Below are 24165 nucleotides of genomic sequence, written 5' to 3'. Positions count from 1 at the left end.
TGTGTTTGGCTAAGGGCGCGAGATGAGCTCACCGCAGAATATCCTCATCGTTGAGGACGAGCCCCTGATTGCCATGATGCTCGAGGATTTTCTCGATGTGCTTGGCAAGAAGCTGGCTGGCAGTGTGGACAATATCGCTGACGCGCTTCAGCTCGTCGAAGCAGGCGGGATCGATGCCGCCATTCTCGACGTGAATTTGCGCGGCGGAGAGAAAAGCTTTCCGATCGCGGACGCGCTTGCCCGGAACGGCATTCCGTTCGTGTTCGCAAGCGGTGGAACCTCCGAGAGCATTTCCGAAGCGCATCGGGATCGCGCGACGCTGGCCAAGCCCTTCACGATGGACGGAGTTGCCAAGGCACTGGATGCATTGGGCTGATCCCGATCCGTCGAAAAAGAAGTTTCGCAGGACTGCTATAATTTCTTCCGGTGCTTCCTCCGGGAAGACCGGTGCTTCCTCCGGGAAGAAATGCCCCGCCGAGACCGATTTGCCAAGGACATCGCGACACCAGCCGCGTCACAGGTCGAGTGGACCGCCGTCATCGATATACCAGTCCGCCAGGCCATTCTTCGCGCGAAGATGTGAGTTTCACCAGTATGGCGATTTCTCCTGCCGATTGGATGGGTTCGGCAGTTTAACGCGCATGCCCGGGAAAGGCTCGCCACGGGTACCGTGAAAAATCTCATGTTCCGCTCTTGTTCTATAGGAACAAACGCGATACATGGTTCCAACATGCATTGAATGCGTGGCGGTATAGGTCTAGCGGCGGAGGCTCCAATGGCGGCGAATTTGAAGGTCATCGACAGCAAAATGGCAGTTTCCAACGATAAGGCGGCCACCGAGCGCCAAAAGGCGCTCGACGCCGCACTCGCACAGATCGACCGTGCCTTCGGCAAGGGGTCGGCGATGAAGCTCGGCTCGAAGGAGACGATGCAGGTCGAAGTGATCTCGACTGGCTCGCTCGGTCTCGACATCGCGCTCGGCGTCGGCGGCTTGCCGCGCGGTCGCGTGATCGAGATCTATGGTCCGGAAAGCTCCGGCAAGACCACGCTCGCGCTGCATGTCATCGCCGAAGCACAAAAGGGCGGCGGTACCGCAGCGTTCGTCGATGCCGAGCACGCGCTCGACCCGGTCTATGCCAAGAAGCTCGGCGTCAATATCGACGAGCTGATCGTATCGCAGCCCGATACCGGCGAGCAGGCGCTCGAGATCGTCGATACGCTGGTTCGCTCCAATGCGATCGACGTACTGGTGATCGATTCTGGTCGCTGCGCTCGTGCCGCGTGCGGAAATCGAGGGTGAGATGGGCGACAGCCATGTCGGCCTTCAGGCGCGCCTGATGTCGCAGTCGCTGCGCAAGCTGACCGGATCGATCAGCCGTTCGCGCTGCATGGTGATCTTCATCAATCAGCTGCGCATGAAGATCGGCGTAATGTACGGCAATCCGGAGACCACGACCGGCGGCAACGCGCTGAAATTCTATGCCAGCGTCCGGCTCGATATCCGCCGCACCGGTCAGATCAAGGATCGCGAAGAGATCATCGGCAACACCACCCGGGTGAAGGTCGTCAAGAACAAGGTCGCACCGCCGTTCAAGCAGGTCGAGTTCGACATCATGTACGGCCAGGGCGTGTCGAAGATCGGTGAGATCCTCGACCTCGGCGTCAAGGCCGGCCTGGTCGAGAAATCGGGCGCCTGGTTCTCCTATGACAGTGTCCGCATCGGCCAGGGTCGTGAGAATTCGAAGACCTTCCTCAAGGAAAACCCGGAAATGTGCGATCGCCTGGAAAAGTCGATCCGCACTCGTACCGACAAGGTTGCCGAGGAAATGATGGCCGGCCCCGAGCCAGAGGATGATGGCGAGGAGATGTGAGGCCTTCCTCTCCCGACGGGGAGAGGGATGGTGTCACGATCACGCCAGTTTCAAGTCGGCGTCCCGCGCGTCGCAAACACATGGGAAGGCCCGCCTGTCATGGCGGGCCTTTCGCGTTTCATGGCGTTTTCGAGTGAAGGCTGTCGCCCGAAGATCGTGACTCGCTCGACATCATCTCCCGAGCCGCTAGCGTGCCGAGAAAGCAGGAGAGGACTGCCATGACCATCATCGTCCATCATCTCGAAAACTCGCGCTCGCAGCGTATCCTGTGGATGCTCGAGGAGCTTGGGCTGCCCTATGAGATCAAGCGTTATGAACGAAACAAGGCGACGATGCTCGCCCCGCCCGAGCTCAAGCGCATTCACCCGCTCGGCAAGTCGCCGGTGATCGAGGATACCGACGCAGAGGGGGGACGCGTGATTGCCGAGACCGGTGCGATCGTCGAATATCTGGTCGAAAAAGGCGACGGCAAGCTCGGCCCGCTGGCGCACCGCGATTCGGTGCTGCGCTATCGTCAGTTCCTGCATTATGCCGAGGGTTCGATGATGCCGCCGCTGCTGCTGAAACTGGTCCTCGCGCGCATTCCCTTGTTCGGCAAGAAGGCGATGAAGCGTATCCAGCCGATGATCGACGTGCATCTCGACTATGTCGAGGCAGAGCTTGCCAGCCGACCCTGGTTCGCCGGTGACGAAATGACCGCGGCGGACATCATGATGAGCTTTCCGCTCGAAGCTGCGCGGAGCCGTGCTGGGCTTGATGCGTCACGTCCCGCGACCATCGCCTGGCTCGACAAGGTTCATACCCGCCCGGCTTATCAGGCCGCGCTGGAGAAGGGCGGACCCTATGCTTATGCCTGAAGGGTAACCGTCCGAGGATCAGATCAGCGCGATACCGACCGCGCCGTTGACCAGGTCCCGCACGGCATCCAGGATCGCATTGATCGCTTCCTGTACCAGTTGCATGGTCAGTGCGGTCATTGCGACGATCACGCTGACCGCAGCGTTGACCTGCATCTGGAACAACAGCTTGATCGCCTCGGGCTTGAAGCCATTATCGGGTTCGGCCAGCGCTTCGATCTGGATCGCGATCTTCTTGAGCTCGGGGATCGCATAGGTCTGCATCTCAGCCCAGATGCCGCCGGCAAGACCTTTACCGGCATCGATCATCTTGTCCGCCAGCGTTCCTACATCGATCCCCATCACCCGTTCCTCCGGATTATCGCGCCCGCTTGGCGATTTCGACAGTGATCGCCGCCCGGAGCTGAGCGCCGACGCCGCCATCGATGAACTGGCCATGCGCCATTGGCGGCAGACCGGCATCGCCCTGGATCTGGTGCACCTTGGCCATGTTGCCATAGCCGTCCTGGATCAGCCGCAGCAGCACGACCTGGCAATCGTCCTTGGGCAAGGTGCCGATCGTGCCGCGCACATCCTCCGGGATGCGAGCCAGTGCGAAGGCGCGCGACACCAGCGCGCTCGAGGGGCAATCGTTGAGTATGCGGTGCGCCTCGGCTCGCACGACCAGCGCACCGACCTTCGCGGTCGCGGTTTCGTAGAAATCGCTGTTCTTCGCATAGCTGCCTTCGGGCGTGCCGCGCAGCGAGATCATCCGGTCGACGAACGCTGTCGTATCGCTGTAAAGGGCCGTCAGCCCGCTGTCGATCTGCTCGTCATAAGGCGGCACCAGCAGGATCGGAGCGCAGCCGTTGAGCAACGCGACCGCAATCAGCCCAGCCAGAACCAATCGCAACCGCTGCCAGATCATCACCGATCGCCTCATCACCAACTACAGTTCGATGCCGTTGTTTCACGCACGAAACAACGGGTCCAGCGGAAAGCGTTGGCCGAAACAGATTGGGCCTTCCTTCCCGGCCAGACCCTTGAGCGCAATATCAGACATCCGCGCAGTGGCTCAGGGCACATGTTGAAGCGCCGCCGATGACATGGCTGTGAGGACATGATCGCGGGTTTCGGGACGAGCGGGGGAGATATGTTACACCGTAAATGTAACATATCTCCTGCCGTCCATCGGCTGAACGCCAATATAATTTTTTATATATCAGATACTTAATGTGATTCGATCGTCTCGAAGCACGAATGCGCCGGATTGAACGCCCGGCTTCCTATCCCATCAATCCCTTGGATGGAGCGTGCGGCGGTTCGATCTCCGCAGGCTCGCGTGGATCGAGATCGCCCTCCCATTTCGCCACCACCGTCGCGGCGACAGCGTTGCCGATGACGTTGGTCGCCGAGCGGCCCATGTCGAGGAAGTGATCCACCGCCAGAACGAGCAGCAACCCGGCCTCCGGGATCTTGAACATCGGCAAGGTCGCCGCGATCACCACCAGGCTGGCGCGAGGGACGCCGGCAATGCCTTTCGATGTGACCATCAGCACCAGCAGCATGGTCACCTGCTGCCCCAGGCTCAGTTCGATCCCGTAAGCCTGCGCGATGAACAGCGACGCGAAGGTCATGTAGATCATCGACCCATCGAGATTGAACGAATAGCCGAGCGGCAGGACGAAGCTTGAGATCTTGGGCGGAACACCAAAGCGATCGAGCGCTTCGAGCGTACGCGGGTACGCCGCCTCGGAGGAGGCGGTCGAAAAGGCGAGGAGCAACGGCTCGCGGATGTAGCGCACCAGCAACCCGGTACGCTTTCCGATGAACAGGAAACCGATCCCGATCAGCAGCGCCCACAATGAGAACAGCCCGATATAGAAAGTGCCCATGAAGTAGGCGAGGTCGCCGATCACGCCGGGGCCGCGCTCGGTCAGGGTGCTGGCGACCGCCGCGAACACCGCAAAGGGTGCGAATCGCATGACGTAATTGGTGACCTGAAGCATCACTGCCGCGAGGCCTTCGATCCCGCGTACCAGCGGCGCGGCCTTTTCGCCGACCGCCGTGATGGCGACGCCGATGAACAGCGCGAAAATGACGATCTGGAGGATCTCATTGTCCGCCATCGCCGCGATCCCGGATGCGGGAACGACATGGGTTACGAACTTGGCGAGATCGAACGCGCTTTGATCCACACCGCTCGCGGCGGTCGCGGCCGGAATTGCCAGGTTCAGCCCGACACCCGGCTGGAACAGATGAACCAGGATGAGCCCCAGCGTCAGCGACAAGAGGCTTGCGCACAGGAACCAGGCGACCGAGCGCAGCCCGACCCGGCCGAGCGCACCGGTATCGCCCATATGCGCGATGCCACCCACCAATGTTGCGAAGACCAGGGGAGCGATGATCATCTTGATCAGCCGCAGGAACAGGGTCGTCACGATCGAGAGATAATAAGCGATGTTCTTGAGTTCCGCCGCCGCTGCGGGGGTACCGTCATCGATGATGGCATTGAGCGCCCAGCCGACTACCAGGCCCAGCACCAGCCCGAGCAGGATAAACCATGTAAGGCGCTTGGCCATGAAATTCTCCGAGAAACGATTACCGGTAGGGAAGGGGATTGCGACGGCGCGGTCAAGGACCGTATCGCTGTGTCTGCCGGGTTAGGAAAGAGAATGACGATGCAGCGGCCGTTTTTGATCGATCGACGTCGGATGGTGGCGGGCGTCGCGGCGCTTCCGCTCCTGGGCAGGGCTGGTGTCGCGCACGCCGCGGATCCGGACCTTTCCGCGCTAAGCGATATCACTTCTGCGACCCGGGCGATCGGCGGCGCGGAGCGTGCGGCGCGCATTGTTCAGGCCCAGAAGCTGATGAAGGCCAATGGCATCGGGGCGGTGCTGATCGAATCGGGATCGAGCTTGATCTACTTCACCGGCGTTCGTTGGAGTCGGAGCGAGCGGCTGACCGCCGTGGTAATTCCGGTCGAGGGCCTTCCCTGCATCGTCACTCCCTTTTTCGAGGAACCGTCGATCCGCGAATCGCTCGGTATCGAGGCCGATGTGCGGGTCTGGCAGGAAGATCAGGACGCGCTTGGCGTTGTCGCCGGGTTCCTTCGCGACCGAAAACTGGCCGGGCGCCCGATCGGTATCGAGGAAACGACGCGCTATTTCGCGGTCGATGGTCTTGCCCATGCGCTGCCCGGTGCGAAGATCGTCTCCGCCAACCCCGTCGTTCGCGGATGCCGGATGATCAAGACGGCGACCGAGATCGCGCTGATGCAGGCCGCAACCGATGTGACCATTGCGGCCTATCGCTGGACATATCCACGCATCGAAAAGGGCATGACACCGCAACAGATCGGGGCGCTGATGAATGCAGCGACGCGCAAACTGGGCGGCAGCCCGGAATTCGCCTTGATCCTGCTGGGGGAGGCCGCCGCCTATCCGCATGGCAGCGGCAAGCCGCAGCTGGTGAGGGAGGGCGAGGTCGTGCTGATGGACTGCGGCTGCACCGTACAGGGCTATCAGTCCGACGTATCTCGTACCTTTGTGTTCGGTGCAGCGAGTGCGGAGCAGCGCAAGGTCTGGGATCAGGTTCGCGCGGGACAGGCCACCGCCTTCGCTGCAGCGAAGCTCGGGACACCCGCCGGTCAGGTCGATGATGCCGTACGCCGCTACTACACTGCCAACGGCTATGGCCCGGATTATCGGCTGCCGGGGCTGTCGCATCGCACCGGCCATGGCATCGGCATGGACGGGCATGAGCCGGTCAATCTGGTGCGCGGTGAAAAGACGCCGCTCGCGCCGGGCATGTGCTTCTCGAATGAGCCGGGGCTCTATTTGCCCGGCAAGTTCGGTATTCGGCTGGAAGATTGTTTCCATATGACGGCAGCTGGGCCGAAATGGTTTTCGGTACCGCCGACCTCGATCGACAAGCCATTCGGGTGACGCAGCGCATACCGGTTCTCATCAACAGGGAAGGCGGTGCTGCGGCGGGGAAGGGCGCTGCATTGTCCGACGAAGTGCACGCAGCATTTGCCGAAGCCGGCTTGGAGATCGATCTTGAATTGCTGGATGCAGACGATATGCGCAGCGCCGCCCGGCGCCTGACCGATGCACCATTGGTGATCGTAGGGGGCGGAGATGGCACGCTGGGCTGCGTGGCGCGCGTTCTGGTGGACCATGGCAAGAACGGTGCACTCGGCATCCTCCCGCTCGGCACACGAAACCACCTCGCCCGCGAACTGGGTATCCCGCTGGATCTCCCCGGGGCGGTGGCGGCCATCGCTTCGGGGATCAGGCGGCGGATCGATGTCGCCTGGGCGGGAGAGCAGATGTTCCTCAACAATGCGTCGATCGGCCTCTACCCGGAAATGGTGCGAGTCCGCGACGATACCCAGCGTCGGCACAAGGTCGCGAAATGGCTCGCCGCCATTTCCGCCAGTGCCAAGACCCTGCGTCGCGCCCGTCATCATCGGCTGCGTCTGAAGAGCGCCGGTCGTGATCGCGAGATCATCACTCCCATGCTGTTCGTCGGCAACAATCATTACGAGATCGAGGAAGGGCATCCCGGCAAGCGCAGCGGGCTCGATGACGGGCTGTTGTCCATCTTCGCGATCGGTCCGAGCCATCGCTTCGCCCTGATCGGCTTTGCCGTTCGCGCGCTCTTGCGACGAGTCCATCGCGAGCGGGATTTCGTCGCGATCGGCGATGTACCGGAACTGGAGATCGGGGGGACGTCCCGCTCGGTCGAGATCGCTCTCGACGGCGAGGTCATGGAACTGGATCTGCCGCTCAAGCTGCGGATCGATCCGCTGGCGCTGACCGTCATCGCGCCACCGCTGCCGGTGGCTTGAGTAGGGAGCAGTCCTCGCCTAGATCGGCGGGCATGACATCGACCAACGACATCCGCCGCAGCTTCCTCGACTATTTCGAGTCCGCCGGTCACGCCCGCGTCCAATCCGCGCCGCTCGTGCCGCAGAACGATCCGACCCTGATGTTCGTCAATGCGGGAATGGTGCCGTTCAAGAATGTCTTCACCGGCCTCGAAACGCGGCCTTATGTCACTGCGGCGTCGAGCCAGAAATGCGTGCGCGCCGGCGGCAAGCACAACGATCTCGACAATGTCGGCTATACCGCACGGCACCATACATTCTTCGAAATGCTCGGCAATTTCTCGTTCGGTGATTATTTCAAGGACCAGGCGATCACTCATGCCTGGACCTTGCTGACCAAGGTCTGGGGCATTCAGCCCGAGAAGCTGACCGTCACCGTCTATCATACCGACGACGAGGCGTTCGACCTGTGGCGCCGGATCGCCGGCTTGCCCGAAGAGCGCATCATCCGCATCGCGACCTCGGACAATTTCTGGACGATGGGCGACAATGGCCCATGCGGACCGTGTTCGGAAATCTTCTACGATCATGGCGACCATATCCCGGGCGGCCCGCCGGGCAGCCCCGACGAGGATGGCGACCGTTTCGTCGAGATCTGGAACCTGGTGTTCATGCAATATGAGCAGGCCGACAATCAGATCGTCGCCGACCTGCCCAAGCCATCGATCGATACCGGCATGGGTCTGGAGCGCATCGCTGCGGTGTTGCAGGGCGTGCACGACAATTATGATACCGATACGTTCAAGGCGCTGATCGCGGAATCGGGCGCGCTGACCGGGACGTCCACCACTGGCGACAATCAGGCCAGCCATCGCATTATCGCCGATCATTTGCGGACCAGCGGCTTCCTGGTCGCGGACGGCGTGCTCCCCGCCAATGAAGGGCGCGGCTATGTGCTGCGCCGCATCATGCGCCGCGCGATGCGTCATGCGCATCTGCTCGGCGCGAAAGAGCCGTTGATGCACCGGCTGGTGCCCGCGTTGATTGCCGAGATGGGCGCCGCCTATCCCGAATTGCTGCGTGCGCAGGCATCGATCGAATCGACGCTGTTGCAGGAAGAGAAGCAGTTCCGCCGTACGCTGACCAACGGCCTGCGCCTGCTCGATGAAGCGACGGCGAGCCTGGCACCAGGCGCCACGCTGCCCGGTGAAACCGCGTTCAAGCTCTACGACACGTTCGGTTTTCCCTATGACCTGACTGAGGATGCGCTGCGTTCACAGGGGTTCGGGATCGATCGTGAAGGCTTTGATGCCGCAATGGCCAAGCAGAAGGAGAACGCCCGTGCCGCCTGGAAGGGCTCGGGCGCCAAGGCTTCGGACGAAGTCTGGTTCGACATTGCCGAGGAATTGGGCGGAACCGAATTTATCGGCTATTCGGCCGAAGGCGGACAAGGCCAAGTCCTGGCGATCGTCAAGAATGGCAAGCGGGCCGAGAGTGCGTCAGCGGACGAAACTGTCGATATCGTGTTCAACCAGACGCCCTTTTACGCCGAAAGCGGCGGGCAGGTGGGAGATCGGGGGACCGTCGGCAACACAGATATGCTGGGCGTAGTCGAGGACACGCAGAAGCATCTTGGCCGTGTATTTGCTCACACAACCAGGATCGAAGACGGTGAAATCAGGGTCGGCGATACCGTCGGCTTGTCGATCGACCGTGACCGTCGGAATCAGATCCGCGCCAATCACAGCGCGACCCATTTGCTCCACGAGGCGCTGCGCCAGCGGCTTGGCCTGCATGTCGCGCAAAAGGGCAGCTTGGTTGCACCCGATCGCCTGCGCTTCGATTTCTCGCAGCCAAGTGCGGTCGATCCGGCGCGGATCGGTGAGGTCGAAGCCGATGTGAATCGCCACATCCGCGCCAACGGTCCCGTCTCCACGCGCCTGATGACGCCCGATGAAGCGATCGAAGAAGGCGCAATGGCGTTGTTCGGCGAGAAATATGGCGACGAGGTGCGCGTCGTCTCGATGGGCAGCGAGGACGGGAAGACCTATTCGCTCGAACTGTGCGGCGGCACTCATGTCGCGGCGCTGGGCGATATCGGCCTGTTCAAAATCATCAGTGAAAGCGCGACACAGAGCGGCGTGCGCCGCATCGAAGCGCTGACCGGCGAGGCTGCACGGCAATATTTCACCGGCCGTGACGAGAAACTGCGCGAGGCTGCCGCCGCGCTGAAGGCGAGTCCGGACGAGGTCCCGGCGCGTGTCGCAGCCTTGGTCGAAGACCGACGGCGCCTTGAGCGCGAACTGGCGGAAGCGAAGAAGGCATTGGCGCTCGGCGGTGGGGCGGGGGCCGCTCCGGCCGGACCGGAGCAGGTCGGCGGGGTCAATTTCGTCGGTCAGGTGATTGCCGATTTCGATGCCAAGGGCCTGCGTGGCGCGGTCGATGAAGCCAAGCAGCGGATCGGTTCGGGCGTTGTAGCGATCGTCGCAGTCAATGAGGGCCGCGCGTCGATTGCGGTCGGCATCTCCGACGATCTGGTGGCGACGCACAATGCCGTCGACCTTCTTCGCCGCGCGGTATCCGTGCTGGGCGGGCAGGGCGGCGGTGGCCGGCCCGATATGGCGCAAGGTGGCGGGCCGGAGGGCGACAAGGCCGATGACGCCGTCGCGGCGATCCGGGCAGCCCTGGAAGAGGCCAAAGCGGCAGCCTAGGGGCGTCGGGCGCATGGGGTTCCGAGCGAGCTGTGCGGATAGAGCTGAAGGGACTGGCGGCGGGAGATATGTTACACCGGTCGTGTAACATATCTCCCGCCGCGTTCCGGTGTAAAATCCATATAATTTGATATATATCAAGTAGTTAGCTTGATGGTTGAAGCTGAGCGGCGTCGTCGGCCTGACCGGCTCGCCCGTCAGGTCGCAACGACCGAGATTGGCGGATCTGGTGGTCTTGCTACGGAGCGTTATTCTCGCCCAATACGCTGGGTCCGGAGGATTTGCGCTGCAATCGCCGGATGCGCGGCTCGCGTTCAAGGCTTGCCGCCGCCATGATTTCCTTGCGCAGTTCGTCGCGCTTTTCGTGGATCGATGCGATCACCGGCCCGACCGCGACGCCGAGATCGACCAGCACGGCCTCAGACAATTGCAGCGAGCTTTCCAGCGTTTCCGGCACGGCATCGGTGGCCCCGGCGCGGTAGAGTTCCGCAGCATGTTTCGTATCGCGCGCGCGCGCAACGATGGTCAGCCCCGGAACCCAGCCGCGCACGCGGCGGGTGAGGCGAACCGACAGGACCGGGTCGTCCATGGTCAGAATCAACGCCTTGGCGCGGCCGAGATTGAGACGATCGACCAGCTCCGCCCGGGAGACATCGCCGAAGATCACCGGATAGCCCTCGGCGCGGGCGGCCGACACCGCATCGATATCGGCCTCCACCGCAATGAAGGGCTGGCCATGGACCTTGAGCATGTCGGCGACCATCCGCCCCACCCGCCCGAATCCGATGACCACCGTTCCCGGGCCATCCGGTGGAATTTCCGCTTCTTGATCGCTTTTGTCTCGTTGTTCGATGCGGCGCGCGACCTTCTTGCCCAGTTCAGCGAGCAATGGGGTCAAGGTGAGCCCGATCGCGGTCACGGTCTGCCAGAAATTCGCCGTGGCCGGCAGGATCAACTTCGCTTGCGCCGCGGCGCCAAGGACGATGAGGGTTGTTTCCGACGGGCTGGCCATCAGCACGCCGGCCTCGGCCGCGACGCCATTGCGAATGCCGGAGAGTTTGAGCAGGCCGAAGGTCATCGCCGTCTTGATCGCAACCACGGCGGTGATCGCCAGCAACAGGCTGACCCAATTGTCGAGGATGAGCCGGATGTCGAGGCTCATGCCGACGGTGATCAGGAACACGCCGAGCGCCAATCCCTTGAATGGCGCGGTGATGACCTCGACTTCGCTGTGATATTCGGTCTCGGCAATCAGCAGGCCCGCAAGCAGCGCTCCGACGATCGGCGACAGGCCGGCGGCGGTGGTCGCGAGGCTGGCGACAATGACAACCAGCAGCGATGCAGCCAGAAATAGTTCCGGGCTCTTGGTCCGTGCTGCCTGGGCGAAAAGGCGCGGCAGGAAGATCCGGCCGGCGACGAAGATCACCGCGATGGTGAACAGGCCACGCATCGCGACGCCCAATATCCCGCTCAATCCATCGCCGGCCGCGCTCGGTGCGAGCGCGGCAAGTGCGAAGATGATCGGTACCAGCGCGAGGTCCTCGAACAGCAGCATCGCAAAAGACGTCTTCCCAACCGGGCTTGCAGTACCCGCGATCGGCAACACCAAAGCGGTCGACGACAAAGCGAGGGCCAGGCCGAGCGCAGCCGAACCCGCCCAGCTTTGGCCGAGTAAATGGAGCGCGAAACCGATGAACAATGCGGATCCCAGCAGCTGGGCGGCGCCCGTCCCGAACACCAATTGCCGCATCGCCCATAATCGCTTGAGCGAGAGTTCCAGCCCGATCGAGAACAGCAGCAGGATGATGCCGAATTCCGCGAACGGCTCGATCGAGTGCGCATCCGAGATTGTAACATAGTAGAGCCAGGGATAATCTCGGACGAGCGAACCCAGGCCGGACGGGCCGACCAGCAACCCGACCAGGATGAAGCCGATGACCGGGCTGATCTTGAAACGTGCGAATGCAGGGATGACAATACCGGCTGCGCCGAGAATGACGAGTGCGTCGCTGAATCCTGCGTTACTGAGCGGTGATGCCATCCGTGCATCTAATCGTAACGCGAGCGGTTTGTCAGCCGATGACTGAGCGAATTTCCGATCTGGTCATTATTGGCGGAGGGCCGGCGGGAATGGTCGCCGGCCTGCTATTCGCTCGCGCCGGCGTCAAGACGCTGGTGCTTGAGAAACATGGTGATTTCCTGCGCGATTTTCGGGGTGACACCGTTCATCCCTCGACCTTGCGGGTTTTTCACGAACTTGGCTTGCTCGATGCACTTTTACAGCGCCCCCATAATCGGGTCGAGCAATTGGGTGGTCGCATCGCGGGGCAGGAATTGACGCTTGTCGATTTCCGTCATCTCCGCGTCCCCGCACCGTACATCGCGCTGATGCCGCAATGGGAGTTCCTCGATTTCGTTGCAGATCAGGCACGGGGCTACCCCGCATTCAGCTTGAAACAGGATTGTGCGGCGGTCGATCTGATCGAGGAAGGCGGTCGTGTCAGCGGCGTTCGCACCATGGATGGCGCGGAGATCCGCAGCCGTCTGGTCCTTGCCTGTGACGGGCGCGATTCGCATTTTCGCGCCGGCCTTCCGCTCACCACAGTCGGCGCACCGATGGATGTGTTCTGGTTTCACATTCCGAAAAACGCGCAGCCGCAGAATGACAGTATGGGCGTGTTCGATACTGGGCGGCTGTTCGTTCTGATCGACCGAGGAGACTATTGGCAGTGCGCCTTTGTTTTTGCCAAGGGAGGCGCAGAGAAAATCAGAGCCGAAGGCCTTGATGCCTTTCTCGCTCGTGTTCGGACGGTCGGGCCGGAAACGGCAGCGGTCGGCGAAAGCGTGAAAAGCTGGGACGACGTCAAGCTGCTGACGGTGACGGTCGATCGACTCGATCGCTGGCATCGCCCGGGCCTGCTGGTGATCGGTGACGCAGCGCATGCCATGTCGCCGATCGGCGGTGTCGGGATCAATCTCGCGATACAGGATGCGGTCGCCGCCGCCAATGTGTTGGCAGGTCCGATGGCGCGGGGTGATGATGTCGATGCGTTCCTGGAACAGGTCGAACGGCGCCGAATGTTGCCGACGCGACTCACTCAAGGTGCGCAGCGCGCGATCCAGAATCGCATTATCCAGCCACTGCTGGCGGGCACCAAACCGATGAAGCGACCGCCGTTCGCCGCTCGCCTGCTCAATTCGGTGCCGCTGCTCCGACGATTGCCGGCGCGGGTATTGGGGCTCGGCTTCCGGCCGGAACATGTCCGATCGCCGGTCGCCGAGCCGCCACGTTAGATTCCTATTTGGCGCCCATCGCGGTTTCGAGATTGACGCGCACCGCTTCGAAGAACTGCTCGGTGGTCATCCAGGGCTGTTCCGGACCGATCAGGATCGCGAGATCCTTGGTCATCTTGCCGCTTTCGACCGTGTCGATGCAGACCTTTTCGAGCAGTTCGGCGAACTCGGTCACTTCGGGCGTGCCATCGAACTTGCCGCGATATTTCAAGCCACCGGTCCAGGCGAACACCGATGCGATCGGATTGGTCGAGGTCGCCTTGCCCTGTTCGTGCATGCGGAAGTGGCGCGTGACCGTGCCGTGCGCCGCTTCCGCCTCGACCGTCTTGCCGTCCGGGGTGAGCAGCACCGAGGTCATCAGACCGAGCGAGCCAAAGCCCTGCGCGACCTGATCCGACTGCACATCGCCATCGTAATTCTTGCAGGCCCAGACGAATTCGCCGTGCCACTTCAGCGCCGACGCGACCATGTCATCGATCAGGCGATGTTCATAGACGATGTTCGCTTCCTTGAACTTGTCTTTGAATTCGCTCTCGAAAACGTCCGCGAAAATGTCCTTGAAGCGGCCGTCATAGGCCTTGAGGATGGTGTTCTTGGTCGAGAGATAAACCGGCCAGCCGAGATTGAGGCCGTAATGCATCGAGGCGCGCGCAAAATCGCGGATCGAATCGTCGAGATTGTACATCGCCATCGCGACGCCGGCCGAGGGGAACTGGAACACTTCCTCGTCGATCACCGTACCGTCATCGCCCTCGAACACCATGCGCAGCTTGCCCGGGCCGGGAACGCGGTAATCGGTCGCGCGATACTGGTCGCCAAAGGCGTGACGGCCGACAACGATCGGGTGAGTCCAGCCCGGGATCAGGCGGGGGACGTTTTTCATCACGATCGGCTCGCGGAACACCACACCGCCCAGGATGTTGCGGATCGTGCCGTTGGGCGATTTCCACATTTTCTTCAGGCCGAATTCCTCGACCCGCGCTTCGTCCGGCGTGATTGTCGCGCATTTCACGCCAACGCCGTATTTCTGGATCGCGCGGGCGGATTCGACGGTGATCTTGTCATCCGTCTCGTCACGCTTCTGGATGCCGAGATCGTAATAGTCGAGGTCGATATCGAGATAGGGAAGGATCAGACGCTCACGAATCCACTGCCAGATGATCCGCGTCATCTCGTCGCCGTCGATCTCCACGACAGGCGTCTTCACCTTGATCTTCGCCATCGATACTCTTTCCGTAAGGGAGGTTTCGCCAAGCGTCTAGGAGCAAGGCGGGCCGCGATCAACCTTGGCAAGCCAGAGAAATGGTTTGATGGCGATGAAGCTGTCGATCGCGCGCTGGAGCGTTGTCACGCTGCGCTGCGATGGATAGAACAACGCCATGTCATCATTCGATAAACCGCCGGTGGCGAACCCGACCATTAGATGGCGGTTCCCCGACATGCACCCTGAAGGGCGCAAATATGTTCTGATCGCAGGCGTGGTCGTCATGCTGTCGCTGATCTTCTGGGATTTCTGGGCATGGCCCTTGATCGGCCTCACCCTTTGGGTCGCGGCCTTCTTTCGCGACCCCGTCCGTGTAACGCCGGCGGGAGAGGGGCTGATCATTGCTCCGGCCGATGGCCTGATCACGATGATCGAGCGTGTGCCCGTGCCGCGTGAGCTGGCCGGAGAAAATGGTTTGGGCGATGCGCCGCTGATCCGCGTATCGATCTTCATGTCGGTGTTCGATGTGCACATCAACCGCACGCCGATCGCCGGCACGATCCGTCAGGTCGTCTATATCTCGGGCAAATTCCTCAATGCCGATCTCGACAAGGCGAGCGAGGAGAATGAGCGTCAGCATATCGTGGTCGAGGGGCGCGATGGCCGCCGTGTCGGCATGACGCAGATCGCTGGCCTGGTGGCGCGGCGTATTCTCGGTTTCGTCAAGCCGGGCGACATGGTCGCCACCGGTCAGCGCGTCGGGCTGATTCGCTTCGGCAGCCGGGTAGATGTCTATCTGCCGGATGACATTGCCTGCCAGGTCGCGCTTGGACAACGCAGCGTGGCGGGGGAAACGGTTCTGGGCCGGCTCGGCGGCATCGTGCCGACCGGCATATCCCAGTGACCTATTCAGTGTCTCCCCGCCGGTGAATCGTCGTCCCCGACAATTCACGCGTGGTCTGCCGTTGCGCGCGGTCGCACCCAATGCGGTGACCGCACTGGCGTTGTGCTGTGGCTTGACGGGAATCCGTTTTGCGATCTCCCATGATTGGGAAATTGCCGTCGCCCTGATCCTGATTGCTGGCGTGCTTGACGGTCTCGACGGCAGAATCGCTCGAATGCTGCACGGCGAAAGCAGATTCGGTGCGGAACTCGATTCGCTGGCGGACGCGATCTCATTCGGCGTGTCGCCCGCCTTGATCCTATATCTCTGGTCGCTGTCGACCTTGCCGCGGATCGGCTGGCTTTGCTCGCTGGTGCTCGCGGTGTTCTGTGCGCTGCGCCTGGCGCGCTTCAACGCCAATATCGATGTCACTGAACAACCGCATAAATCGGCCGGATTTCTGACCGGCGTTCCCGCACCGGCTGCCGCCGCGATGGCATTGCTGCCACTGTTTTTATGGTTCTGGACCGGCGAAGCGGTGTTCCGCTCGCCTTATCTTGTCGCGCCCTGGGTGGCCGCGGTTGCCTTGCTGATGGTATCGAGCGTCGCCACCTATTCGTGGAGCTCGCTCAAGTTGCGCCGGAATATCCGGTTCGAGGCGCTGGCGGTGTTCGTTCTGCTTGGGGCGGCGATCATCTCTGCGCCGTGGCATACGTTGTCGCTGTTGTGCATCGCCTATATCGCGTCGCTGCCGTTCAGCGTCTCATCCTATGCGCGGGTCAAGCGGCTGCGCGGAGCACAACCGGCGTCGCAACCGCCCGCGACGGAGGCAAAAAGCGTCGATCCCTGACCACCAGACGATGGGTTGCCGACAGGATCGGGTCTTCGCGCCCCGACAGGATCGCGGTGATCCGCGGCATCGCAGGAAGCAAAGTATAGGCGAACACGGCGATCGCAGCGGCGAAGGCGCCAGTGAAAACCAACAGTGCGACGATCATCATCATTGCCCAACTCCCTGAATTCCGGGCCAAGGTCAGGATACGCCAACAAGAGCAGCGTCGTTCCGTTCCATGTCCGCCTTACGGACACTGTATGTTCCACTGATGTTCTGCATGTCAACACTTGATTTGCAGGATCGCTTCGGATAGAGGGCGCGCCTTCACACCGCATGGGAAGCACACATCGCCGGTGTCCGCCTAGTTCGCCCCTTGGGTGCGCTTGACGGATTACTCGCTTCCCAGAGGCTCAACCGGAAAGGAACTATCTTATGGCGGCACCTGTCGTCTCCATGCAGCAATTGCTCGAAACGGGCGCGCATTTCGGCCACCAGACGCATCGCTGGAACCCGAAGATGAAGCCTTACATCTTTGGCGACCGCAACGGCGTCCACATCCTCGATCTGTCGCAGACCGTGCCATTGTTCGCACGCGCGCTCGAATTCGTCGCAGCATCGACTGCAGCCGGCGGCAAGGTGCTGTTCGTCGGCACCAAGCGCCAGGCACAGGAGCCGGTCGCCGAGGCCGCGCGCCGGTCGGGCCAGCATTTCGTCAACCATCGCTGGCTGGGCGGCATGCTCACCAACTGGAAGACCATCTCGGGTTCGATCAAGCGCCTCAAGACGCTTGAAGAGCAGCTGACCGGCGACACGCACGGCCTGACCAAGAAGGAAGTGCTGCAGCTTACCCGTGAGAAGGACAAGCTCGAGCTGTCGCTCGGTGGCATCCGCGACATGGGCGGCATTCCCGACGTGATGTTCGTGATCGACGCGAACAAGGAAGAGCTGGCGATCAAGGAAGCCAATACGCTGGGTATTCCGGTCGTCGCGATCCTGGATTGAACGTCTCGCCCGACGGTATCGCTTTCCCGGTACCGGCGAATGACGACGCCAGCCGCGCGATCCGCCTGTATTGCGAAGCGATCGCGATCGCCGCGACCCGTGGCGGCCAGGAACAGCAGCAGCGCCGTGGCGTTGATGTCGGCGCTCTGGAGCGTCCGCCGGTCGAGGAAGCTTTGACCGTCGCGCCGGCCGCTGAAGAAGCGCCGATTGCCGACACCGTGGTCACTGCCGAAGACTTTGCCGCACCTGAGGCGCCCGCCGCCGAAGCACCGGCAGCAGTTGAGGCCCCGGCCGCAGTTGAAGCTCCGGTAGAACCCGAGGCACCCGCTGCCTCGACCGAGCCTGAAACGGCTGCTGAGGGCGAGCGCCAGATCGACGCCTGAGCGTCGCGGAACTGACATGCGGGCGGGGTAAGGCGCAGCCTTTCCCCGTCCGTACCCATATTCCCCATATTAATTTTCTGGGCACAAGAGGAATTTGACATGGCCGAGATCACGGCAGCAGCGGTGAAGGACCTGCGCGAGAAGAGCGGCGCAGGCATGATGGATTGCAAGAAGGCGCTGACCGAAGCCGGCGGTGACATGACTGCGGCGATCGACTGGCTGCGCGCCAAGGGCCTTGCGTCCGCCGCAAAGAAGTCCAGCCGCACTGCGGCCGAAGGGCTGGTCGGCATCGAAGTGTCCGGCACCAAGGGTGCAGCGGTCGAGGTCAATTCCGAGACCGATTTCGTTGCCAAGAACGTGCAGTTCCAGACCTTTGTGCGCGACGTGACTTCGGTCGCGCTCGAGCTCGGCGATCTCGATCGATACGATCAAGGCGGCATCGCTTGGCGGCAAGACCGTCGAGGAAGTGCTGACCAACAACATCGCCACGATTGGTGAAAACCAGACGATCCGTCGCGCCAAGCGCCTCGAAGTCACGTCGGGTGCGGTGGTGCCTTATGTGCACAATGCGGCGGCTCCCGGCCTGGGCAAGATCGGCGTGCTCGTTGCGCTGGAAAGCGATGCGGGCGCCGATGTGCTCGAACCGCTCGGCAAGCAGATCGCGATGCACATCGCGGCGGCTTTCCCGTTGGCACTGAACGAAGACGATCTCGATGCCGAGATCGTCGAGCGCGAGCGTGCGATCGCCACCGAAAAGGCAGCCGAGAGCGGCAAGCCGGCGGATATCGTCGCCAAGATGGTCGATGGTGCGATCGCCAAGTATCGCAAGGAAAACGCCCTGGTCAGCCAGTTGCTGGTAATGGATGGCAAGACCAAGATCTCCGACGTGGTCGCCAATGCCGCCAAGGCAGCGGGCAAGACGATCGTGCTCAAGGACTATGTCCGCTTCCAGCTCGGCGAAGGCATCGAGAAGGAAGCCAGCGACTTCGCCGCCGAAGTCGCCGCAGCATCGGGCGTCAAGCAGCCTGCTTGATCCGACATATCCTTTCCCCGCACCGGGAGAGGGCACCAGAAGGCCAGGGCCGACACTTAGTCGACCCTGGCCTTCTTGGTAAAAGAGGCGGGTAATTCTCCCGCCTTCCCGCTTCCCATGGCCGGTCGCGCCGACTAAGGTCCGCGCCGCCCCGTCCGCCAGTATGTTGGAACCTTGTGACTGTACTTCGCTTCAAACGCATATTGCTGAAATTGTCGGGCGAAGTCCTGATGGGCGAGAATGGTCTCGCCATCGATCCGGCCGTCACTGCGCGCGTCGCGGGCGAAATCGCGGACGTGAAGGCGCAAGGCTATGAGCTGTGCGTCGTTGTCGGCGGCGGCAATATCTTTCGCGGCCTGGCTGCGGCCGCCAAAGGTTTCGAGCGTGCGACCGCCGACCATATGGGCATGCTCGCGACCGTCATGAACGCGCTCGCCGTGCAGAATGCGCTTGAGCAGATCGGCGTCTCCACTCGTGTGCAATCGGCCATTTCGATGGACAAGATATGCGAGCCGGTGATTCGCCGCCGCGCCGAACGCCACCTGGAAAAAGGCCGCGTGGTGATCTTCGCCGCAGGCGTCGGCGAGCCCTATTTCACCACTGACAGCGGTGCCGCGCTGCGCGCCGCCGAGATGAAGTGCGATGCCTTGTTCAAAGGTACTTCGGTCGACGGCGTCTATGATGCCGATCCGAAAGTCGTACCGGGTGCGACGCGTTACAACACGGTCAGCTACGATACGGTGCTGGCCAAGAATTTGAAGGTGATGGACGCCAGCGCCATCGCGCTTTGCCGTGACAACAATATCCCGATCGTCGTTTTCAACATCCGTGAGCATGGCAATTTTGCCGCCGTTCTCGCAGGTGAGGGCGTGTCGACGACGGTTCAGAAGGAGCAGTAACCATGGCAGCTTATGACAAGGCGGATCTCGAACGCCGCATGGCCGGCAGTGTCGAAGCGCTTAAGCACGACCTGCAGGGCCTGCGCACCGGTCGCGCCTCGACCTCTCTGCTGGATCCTGTGACGGTCGAAGTTTATGGCGCGCACATGCCGCTCAACCAGATTGCGACGGTATCGGCACCCGAGCCGCGCATGCTGTCGGTACAGGTATGGGATAAATCCAATGTCGGCCCGGCCGACAAGGCGATCCGCTCGGCTGGCCTCGGCCTCAATCCGATTGTCGACGGCACCACGCTGCGCCTGCCGATCCCGGATCTGACCGAGGAGCGCCGCAAGGAACTCGCCAAGCTTGCGGGAAAATATGCCGAGGATGCGCGCATCGCCGCGCGCAATGTCCGTCGCGACGGCATGGACAGCCTGAAGGCGGACGAAAAGAAGGGGCTGTTCGGCGAGGATGACCGCAAGCGCCACGAAACCGAAGTCCAGAAGCTGACCGACAAGACGATCGGCGAGATCGACGCCACGGCATCGGCCAAGGAAAAGGAAATCCTCGGCAAGTGATGCCCGTGCCCGCCACGGCTGCGCCTCCCGCTGCCGGGACGACGCATTTGCCACGCCATGTTGCGATCATCATGGACGGCAATGGCCGCTGGGCGAAGAAGCGCTTCCTGCCGCGTTTTGCCGGGCACAAGGCGGGGGTCGAAGCGGTTCGCGCCGTGACGCGTGCGGCGCGTTCGATGGGGATCGAGGCGCTGACACTTTACGCCTTTTCATCGGAGAATTGGCGCCGACCCGAAGAGGAAGTGAGCGACCTGATGGGGTTGCTTCGCTTGTTCATCCGCACCGACATCGACGAACTGGTACGTGAAAATGTGCGGTTGCGCGTGATCGGCGATTATCGGCGCTTTTCGGCCGATCTCGTGGCTCAGGTTGAGGATGCGATTGCGCGCACGGCGAACAATAGCGGTCCGATATTGGTGATTGCGCTCAATTATGGCGCGCAGGCCGAGATCGCGGCGGCCGCCCGGCGGCTTGCCGCCAAAGCTGCGGATGGTGCACTGGACATCGCCCATATTGACGAGGCGGCGATCGAAGCCGAACTCGACACCAGCGACTTGCCACCGCTCGACCTGCTGATCCGCACCTCGGGTGAAGTGCGCCTGTCCAATTTCCTGCTGTGGCAGGCGGCCTATGCCGAACTGCTCTTCATCGACACATTATGGCCCGATTTCGACGCCGCGGCGCTCGAAAGCGCAGTTGCCGAATTCGGTCGGCGTCAGCGGCGTTTCGGCGGCCTTTGACCATGAAAAGCTCCGATCTTGGGCTGCGGTCCGCCGTCGCCGTGCTGCTGGTTGTGGTCGCGGCGCTGGCTTTATGGTGCGGCGGGATCGGTTTTTGGCTGGTCTGCGTCATCCTGTCGTTGGTCATGATGGCGGAATGGGCCGATCTTGATGGAGTCGATCGGAAAACCCGGCGGATGGCGCAGTTCGCCCTGTCAGTGCCGCTCGCGCTGATGGCACCGGCTTCACTGGTCATCGAGGTCCATAATTTCTTCACGCTCGGCCTGCTGGCCGGTGCGGCCATTTTCGTCGCGATCGTGACGCGGCGACCGACGCTGGCGGCGGGCGTGATCTATTGCGGACTCCCGGTACTGGCGCTGGTCTTCATGCGCCGGCAGGACGAAGGCATCGTCTTTACTCTATGGGCGCTGGCATTGGTCTGGGCATGCGATATCGGCGCCTATTTCGCCGGCCGTGCGATCGGCGGCCCGAAGCTGTGGCCCGCAATCAGCCCGAACAAGACCTGGGCCGGGCTGATCGGCGGCGTCGCGCTGGCAAGCCTGTTCGCGATGGTCATGCACGTCTTTTACGGCTTGCCGTGGCGCATGACCCTGGCAACGCCGGTGCTGGCGGTGCTCGCGCAAGGTGGCGATCTGTTCGAAAGCTGGCTGAAGCGCAGGGCAGGGGTCAAGGATAGCGGTAATATCCTGCCCGGCCATGGCGGGGTGCTCGACCGGCTCGACGGGTTGGTGCCGGTGGCGCCGATCGCTGCGTTTCTGGTCATCCTGCCGCGATTTTATCCTTGAAGACGATCACCATCCTTGGTGCGACCGGATCGGTCGGCAGTTCGACACTCGACCTGGTCGAGCGCGAGCCCGAGCGCTTCGAAGTCCTGGCGCTGACCGCCAATTGCGACGTCGCAAAGCTCGCCAAGGCCGCAGTTCGCACCAATGCGCGTCGCGCGGTCGTGGCGGACGAACGGTGCTTGCCGGCGTTGCGCGACACCCTGGCCGGTACCGGCATCGAGACGACGGGCGGCGCACAAGCATTGCTCGATGCGGCGGCCATGGGTGCGGACTGGACCATGGCGGCAATCGTCGGCTGTGCCGGGCTCGAACCGGTGATGGCGGCGGTCGAACGGGGCGGCACGGTGGTGCTCGCCAACAAGGAGCCGCTGGTCTCGGCGGGGGATGTCGTGCTTGCCGCAGCCAAGCGCCACGGTGCGACCCTGTTGCCGGCGGATTCCGAGCACAACGCCATTTTTCAATGCTTCGATTTCGATCGGCCCGAAGGCATTCGTCGGATCATCCTAACCGCGAGCGGCGGCCCGTTCCGCGACTGGTCGATCGAGGAGATGCGCGGCGTGACGCCGGAGCAGGCGATCGCGCATCCCAATTGGTCGATGGGCGCAAAGATCTCGATCGATTCGGCTACCCTGATGAACAAGGGGCTCGAACTGATCGAGGCGGCGCGGCTGTTTCCGATCTCGCACGAGCGGATCGAGATTATCCTGCACCGGCAGTCGGTGATCCATTCGCTGGTCGATTATGTCGACGGCTCGGTGCTCGCCCAGCTTGGTCCACCCGACATGCGCACGCCGATCGCGCATTGCCTTGCCTGGCCGGACCGCATGGCGACACCGATGGCGCCGCTCGACCTGATCGCGATCGGCCGGCTCGATTTCGAGGCGCCCGATCCGGAGCGTTTCCCGGCGCTGCGGCTGGCGCGTGAGGCATTGGAGGCGGGCGGTGCGCGTCCGGCAATTCTCAATGCCGCCAACGAGATCGCGGTTGCGGCGTTCCTTGACCGCCGGATCGGCTTCCTCGAAATTGCCGCAATCGTCGCCGATACGCTGGATCGTTACGACCCGCCCGCCCCGGAGACGCTCGATGCGGTATTGGCAATCGACGCCGAAGCGCGGAGGATCGCGGGCGAACGTGTGAAGGATTGCGTGATTTGATCCAGACCCCCGGCCTCTGGCTAACCATCCTGGCATTCGTGCTGGTGATCGGACCGCTCGTGTTCGTTCATGAAATGGGTCATTATCTTGCCGGTCGCCTGTTCGGCGTGAAGGCCGATGCGTTTTCGATCGGCTTCGGCCGCGAGATTTTCGGGGTGACCGACAAGCGCGGCACGCGGTGGAAGTTCGGCTGGCTGCCGCTGGGCGGCTATGTCAAATTCGCCGGCGACATGAATGCGGCAAGCCAGCCCGATGCTGAATGGTTGTCACTTCCCGCGGAAGAGCGCGCCAAAACTTTTCAGGTGAAGCCGTTATGGCAACGCGCAATCATCGTCGCGGCGGGACCGGCGGTGAATTTCCTCCTTGCGGTCCTGATCCTGATGGGATTCGCTGTCGCTTATGGTGATAGCCGCACCACCACCGTCGTTGGCGCGGTTGAAAAGGGCAGTGCGGCGGCGGCGATCGCACTGCAGCCCGGTGATCGCATCACTTCGGTGGGGGGGCGCTCGGTCGAATGGTTTGAAGATATTCGCCGCTATGTCCGGATTCGAGCCGGCGAACAGGCCGAGGTCACTTTTGACCGCGGCGGTACGTCGATCCGCCGCACGGTGACGATCGGCACGCAGATTCAGCGCGACCGCTTCGACAATGAGTACCGCCTTGGCTTGCTCGGCGTCGCGCCGGCTCAGGCCGTTCGCGTTTCGGTCGGGCTGCTGGAAGCGCCCGGTGTCGCTGTTCGTGGCGTACGCGATATCGTCACCATGATGGTTGAAACGCTCGGCCAGATCATCACCGGCAAGCGCTCGGTGAAGGAACTCGGCGGGCCGCTCAGCATCGCCAAGGCGTCGGGCGAGCAGCTGGCGCTGGGCCCCGATGCCTTTGTTTTCCTGATCGCTCTGGTGTCGATTAACTTGGGGTTCATCAACTTGTTGCCAGTTCCCATGCTGGATGGTGGCCATTTGTTTTTCTATGCGATCGAGGCGGTTCAGCGGCGGCCGGTCAAGCCGCAAGTCCAGGAATGGGCTTTTCGCGGAGGTTTGGCGGCACTGCTTGCGCTAATGATGCTCGTAACGTTCAATGATTTGGGCGCTTTTGGGCTGTGGAAGAATTTGGCCGGGTTGATCGGCTGACGCGGTTGAGG

At 62.2% G+C, this 24165-nt stretch carries 20 protein-coding genes and 3 pseudogenes; 17 read left to right on the top strand and 6 right to left on the bottom strand.

Annotated features, from left to right (window positions below; genetic code table 11):
- Nucleotides 1-22: 22 nt before the first annotated feature.
- The 3 genes and pseudogenes from H3Z74_RS09320 to H3Z74_RS09310 all read left to right on the top strand — a co-directional run bounded on the left by H3Z74_RS09320 (nt 23) and on the right by H3Z74_RS09310 (nt 2728).
- Nucleotides 23-376, top strand: coding sequence for a response regulator (locus H3Z74_RS09320; protein WP_187763599.1), 354 nt, complete (start codon nt 23-25; stop codon nt 374-376).
- 399 nt (nt 377-775) lie between these two features.
- Nucleotides 776-1871, top strand: a pseudogene (gene recA, locus H3Z74_RS09315) (recombinase RecA).
- A 218-nt stretch (nt 1872-2089) separates the two neighbouring features.
- Complete coding sequence (locus tag H3Z74_RS09310; RefSeq protein WP_187763598.1) at nt 2090-2728, top strand: glutathione S-transferase family protein; 639 nt, start codon at nt 2090-2092, stop codon at nt 2726-2728.
- A gap of 18 nt (nt 2729-2746) precedes the next feature.
- Here H3Z74_RS09310 and H3Z74_RS09305 read toward each other — a convergent pair whose 3' ends face one another.
- The 3 genes from H3Z74_RS09305 to H3Z74_RS09295 all read right to left on the bottom strand — a co-directional run bounded on the left by H3Z74_RS09305 (nt 2747) and on the right by H3Z74_RS09295 (nt 5289).
- On the bottom strand, nt 2747-3070 hold the full coding sequence (locus H3Z74_RS09305) for a hypothetical protein (protein ID WP_187763597.1): 324 nt from the start codon (nt 3068-3070) through the stop codon (nt 2747-2749).
- 16 nt (nt 3071-3086) lie between these two features.
- Nucleotides 3087-3635: a hypothetical protein gene (locus tag H3Z74_RS09300; RefSeq protein WP_229726994.1), complete on the bottom strand. Its 549-nt coding sequence runs from the start codon at nt 3633-3635 to the stop codon at nt 3087-3089.
- 358 nt (nt 3636-3993) lie between these two features.
- Complete coding sequence (locus H3Z74_RS09295) at nt 3994-5289, bottom strand: dicarboxylate/amino acid:cation symporter (RefSeq protein ID WP_187763595.1); 1296 nt, start codon at nt 5287-5289, stop codon at nt 3994-3996.
- Between the two features lie 99 nt (nt 5290-5388).
- Here H3Z74_RS09295 and H3Z74_RS09290 point away from each other — a divergent pair, with 99 nt between their 5' ends.
- The 3 genes from H3Z74_RS09290 to alaS are packed head-to-tail and all read left to right on the top strand — an operon-like array spanning nt 5389 to nt 10252.
- Complete coding sequence (locus H3Z74_RS09290) at nt 5389-6654, top strand: M24 family metallopeptidase (protein WP_390901737.1); 1266 nt, start codon at nt 5389-5391, stop codon at nt 6652-6654.
- Nucleotides 6651-7562 (top strand): diacylglycerol/lipid kinase family protein, encoded by a 912-nt coding sequence (locus H3Z74_RS09285; RefSeq protein ID WP_187763593.1) that lies wholly within the window; start codon nt 6651-6653, stop codon nt 7560-7562. The genes H3Z74_RS09290 and H3Z74_RS09285 overlap by 4 nt, the downstream gene beginning before the upstream one ends.
- 32 nt (nt 7563-7594) lie before the next feature.
- Nucleotides 7595-10252, top strand: a complete 2658-nt coding sequence (gene alaS / locus H3Z74_RS09280; protein WP_187763592.1) for an alanine--tRNA ligase — start codon at nt 7595-7597, stop codon at nt 10250-10252.
- A gap of 238 nt (nt 10253-10490) precedes the next feature.
- Here the strand turns inward: alaS and H3Z74_RS09275 are convergent, their stop codons facing one another.
- Complete coding sequence (locus H3Z74_RS09275) at nt 10491-12293, bottom strand: cation:proton antiporter domain-containing protein (protein WP_187763591.1); 1803 nt, start codon at nt 12291-12293, stop codon at nt 10491-10493.
- A gap of 38 nt (nt 12294-12331) precedes the next feature.
- Here H3Z74_RS09275 and H3Z74_RS09270 point away from each other — a divergent pair, with 38 nt between their 5' ends.
- The gene (locus H3Z74_RS09270) at nt 12332-13546 is read left to right on the top strand and encodes an FAD-dependent oxidoreductase (RefSeq protein ID WP_187763590.1); all 1215 of its coding nucleotides are present in this window, start codon (nt 12332-12334) and stop codon (nt 13544-13546) included.
- A 4-nt stretch (nt 13547-13550) separates the two neighbouring features.
- Here H3Z74_RS09270 and H3Z74_RS09265 read toward each other — a convergent pair whose 3' ends face one another.
- Both H3Z74_RS09265 and H3Z74_RS24620 read right to left on the bottom strand, forming a co-directional pair.
- Nucleotides 13551-14768: an NADP-dependent isocitrate dehydrogenase gene (locus H3Z74_RS09265; RefSeq protein ID WP_187763589.1), complete on the bottom strand. Its 1218-nt coding sequence runs from the start codon at nt 14766-14768 to the stop codon at nt 13551-13553.
- Between the two features lie 36 nt (nt 14769-14804).
- Nucleotides 14805-14927, bottom strand: coding sequence for a hypothetical protein (locus H3Z74_RS24620; RefSeq protein ID WP_268234779.1), 123 nt, complete (start codon nt 14925-14927; stop codon nt 14805-14807).
- On the opposite strand from H3Z74_RS24620, the gene H3Z74_RS09260 reads away from it, so the two are divergent.
- The 10 genes and pseudogenes from H3Z74_RS09260 to H3Z74_RS09215 all read left to right on the top strand — a co-directional run bounded on the left by H3Z74_RS09260 (nt 14926) and on the right by H3Z74_RS09215 (nt 24154).
- The gene (locus H3Z74_RS09260; RefSeq protein WP_187763588.1) at nt 14926-15654 is read left to right on the top strand and encodes a phosphatidylserine decarboxylase; all 729 of its coding nucleotides are present in this window, start codon (nt 14926-14928) and stop codon (nt 15652-15654) included. The genes H3Z74_RS24620 and H3Z74_RS09260 overlap by 2 nt on opposite strands.
- 22 nt (nt 15655-15676) lie before the next feature.
- Complete coding sequence (gene pssA / locus H3Z74_RS09255) at nt 15677-16483, top strand: CDP-diacylglycerol--serine O-phosphatidyltransferase (RefSeq protein WP_229726993.1); 807 nt, start codon at nt 15677-15679, stop codon at nt 16481-16483.
- Nucleotides 16484-16900: 417 nt separating this feature from the next.
- Nucleotides 16901-17655: pseudogene (rpsB, locus tag H3Z74_RS09250) on the top strand (30S ribosomal protein S2); the annotation flags it as partial.
- Between the two features lie 297 nt (nt 17656-17952).
- Nucleotides 17953-18886: pseudogene (gene tsf, locus H3Z74_RS09245) on the top strand (translation elongation factor Ts).
- A 176-nt stretch (nt 18887-19062) separates the two neighbouring features.
- A complete protein-coding gene (pyrH, locus tag H3Z74_RS09240) occupies nt 19063-19785 on the top strand; it encodes a UMP kinase (RefSeq protein ID WP_187763586.1) in 723 nt (240 codons plus the stop codon).
- Nucleotides 19786-19787: 2 nt separating this feature from the next.
- Nucleotides 19788-20345, top strand: a complete 558-nt coding sequence (frr, locus tag H3Z74_RS09235) for a ribosome recycling factor (protein WP_187763585.1) — start codon at nt 19788-19790, stop codon at nt 20343-20345.
- Complete coding sequence (locus H3Z74_RS09230) at nt 20345-21085, top strand: isoprenyl transferase (protein ID WP_187763584.1); 741 nt, start codon at nt 20345-20347, stop codon at nt 21083-21085. The genes frr and H3Z74_RS09230 overlap by 1 nt, the downstream gene beginning before the upstream one ends.
- 2 nt (nt 21086-21087) lie before the next feature.
- Entirely contained in the window at nt 21088-21870 is a 783-nt protein-coding gene (locus H3Z74_RS09225) for a phosphatidate cytidylyltransferase (protein ID WP_187763583.1), read from the top strand.
- Nucleotides 21867-23024 (top strand): 1-deoxy-D-xylulose-5-phosphate reductoisomerase, encoded by a 1158-nt coding sequence (locus tag H3Z74_RS09220; RefSeq protein ID WP_187763582.1) that lies wholly within the window; start codon nt 21867-21869, stop codon nt 23022-23024. Before H3Z74_RS09225 ends, H3Z74_RS09220 begins: the two co-directional genes overlap by 4 nt.
- Complete coding sequence (locus tag H3Z74_RS09215; protein WP_187763581.1) at nt 23021-24154, top strand: M50 family metallopeptidase; 1134 nt, start codon at nt 23021-23023, stop codon at nt 24152-24154. Before H3Z74_RS09220 ends, H3Z74_RS09215 begins: the two co-directional genes overlap by 4 nt.
- The last annotated feature ends 11 nt before the right edge of the window (nt 24155-24165 follow it).

Origin of the sequence: Sphingomonas alpina, from assembly GCF_014490665.1 — a bacterium.
GTDB classification, from domain to species: Bacteria; Pseudomonadota; Alphaproteobacteria; order Sphingomonadales; family Sphingomonadaceae; genus Sphingomonas; species Sphingomonas alpina.
Note: the sequence above shows the minus strand (reverse complement) of the source record. Positions and strands in the feature narration are given on the sequence as shown.

What these genes read in the sequence shown, in the direction of transcription:
- H3Z74_RS09320 (WP_187763599.1), top strand. Translation starts at nt 23, where the DNA reads ATGAGCTCACCGCAGAATATCCTCATCGTTGAGGACGAGCCCCTGATT.
- H3Z74_RS09310 (WP_187763598.1), top strand. Translation starts at nt 2,090, where the DNA reads ATGACCATCATCGTCCATCATCTCGAAAACTCGCGCTCGCAGCGTATC.
- H3Z74_RS09305 (WP_187763597.1), bottom strand. Translation starts at nt 3,070, where the DNA reads ATGGGGATCGATGTAGGAACGCTGGCGGACAAGATGATCGATGCCGGT.
- H3Z74_RS09300 (WP_229726994.1), bottom strand. Translation starts at nt 3,635, where the DNA reads ATGATCTGGCAGCGGTTGCGATTGGTTCTGGCTGGGCTGATTGCGGTC.
- H3Z74_RS09295 (WP_187763595.1), bottom strand. Translation starts at nt 5,289, where the DNA reads ATGGCCAAGCGCCTTACATGGTTTATCCTGCTCGGGCTGGTGCTGGGC.
- H3Z74_RS09290 (WP_390901737.1), top strand. Translation starts at nt 5,389, where the DNA reads ATGCAGCGGCCGTTTTTGATCGATCGACGTCGGATGGTGGCGGGCGTC.
- alaS (WP_187763592.1), top strand. Translation starts at nt 7,595, where the DNA reads ATGACATCGACCAACGACATCCGCCGCAGCTTCCTCGACTATTTCGAG.
- H3Z74_RS09275 (WP_187763591.1), bottom strand. Translation starts at nt 12,293, where the DNA reads ATGGCATCACCGCTCAGTAACGCAGGATTCAGCGACGCACTCGTCATT.
- H3Z74_RS09270 (WP_187763590.1), top strand. Translation starts at nt 12,332, where the DNA reads ATGACTGAGCGAATTTCCGATCTGGTCATTATTGGCGGAGGGCCGGCG.
- H3Z74_RS09265 (WP_187763589.1), bottom strand. Translation starts at nt 14,768, where the DNA reads ATGGCGAAGATCAAGGTGAAGACGCCTGTCGTGGAGATCGACGGCGAC.
- H3Z74_RS09260 (WP_187763588.1), top strand. Translation starts at nt 14,926, where the DNA reads ATGTCATCATTCGATAAACCGCCGGTGGCGAACCCGACCATTAGATGG.
- H3Z74_RS24620 (WP_268234779.1), bottom strand. Translation starts at nt 14,927, where the DNA reads ATGGCGTTGTTCTATCCATCGCAGCGCAGCGTGACAACGCTCCAGCGC.
- frr (WP_187763585.1), top strand. Translation starts at nt 19,788, where the DNA reads ATGGCAGCTTATGACAAGGCGGATCTCGAACGCCGCATGGCCGGCAGT.
- H3Z74_RS09230 (WP_187763584.1), top strand. Translation starts at nt 20,345, where the DNA reads ATGCCCGTGCCCGCCACGGCTGCGCCTCCCGCTGCCGGGACGACGCAT.
- H3Z74_RS09225 (WP_187763583.1), top strand. Translation starts at nt 21,088, where the DNA reads ATGAAAAGCTCCGATCTTGGGCTGCGGTCCGCCGTCGCCGTGCTGCTG.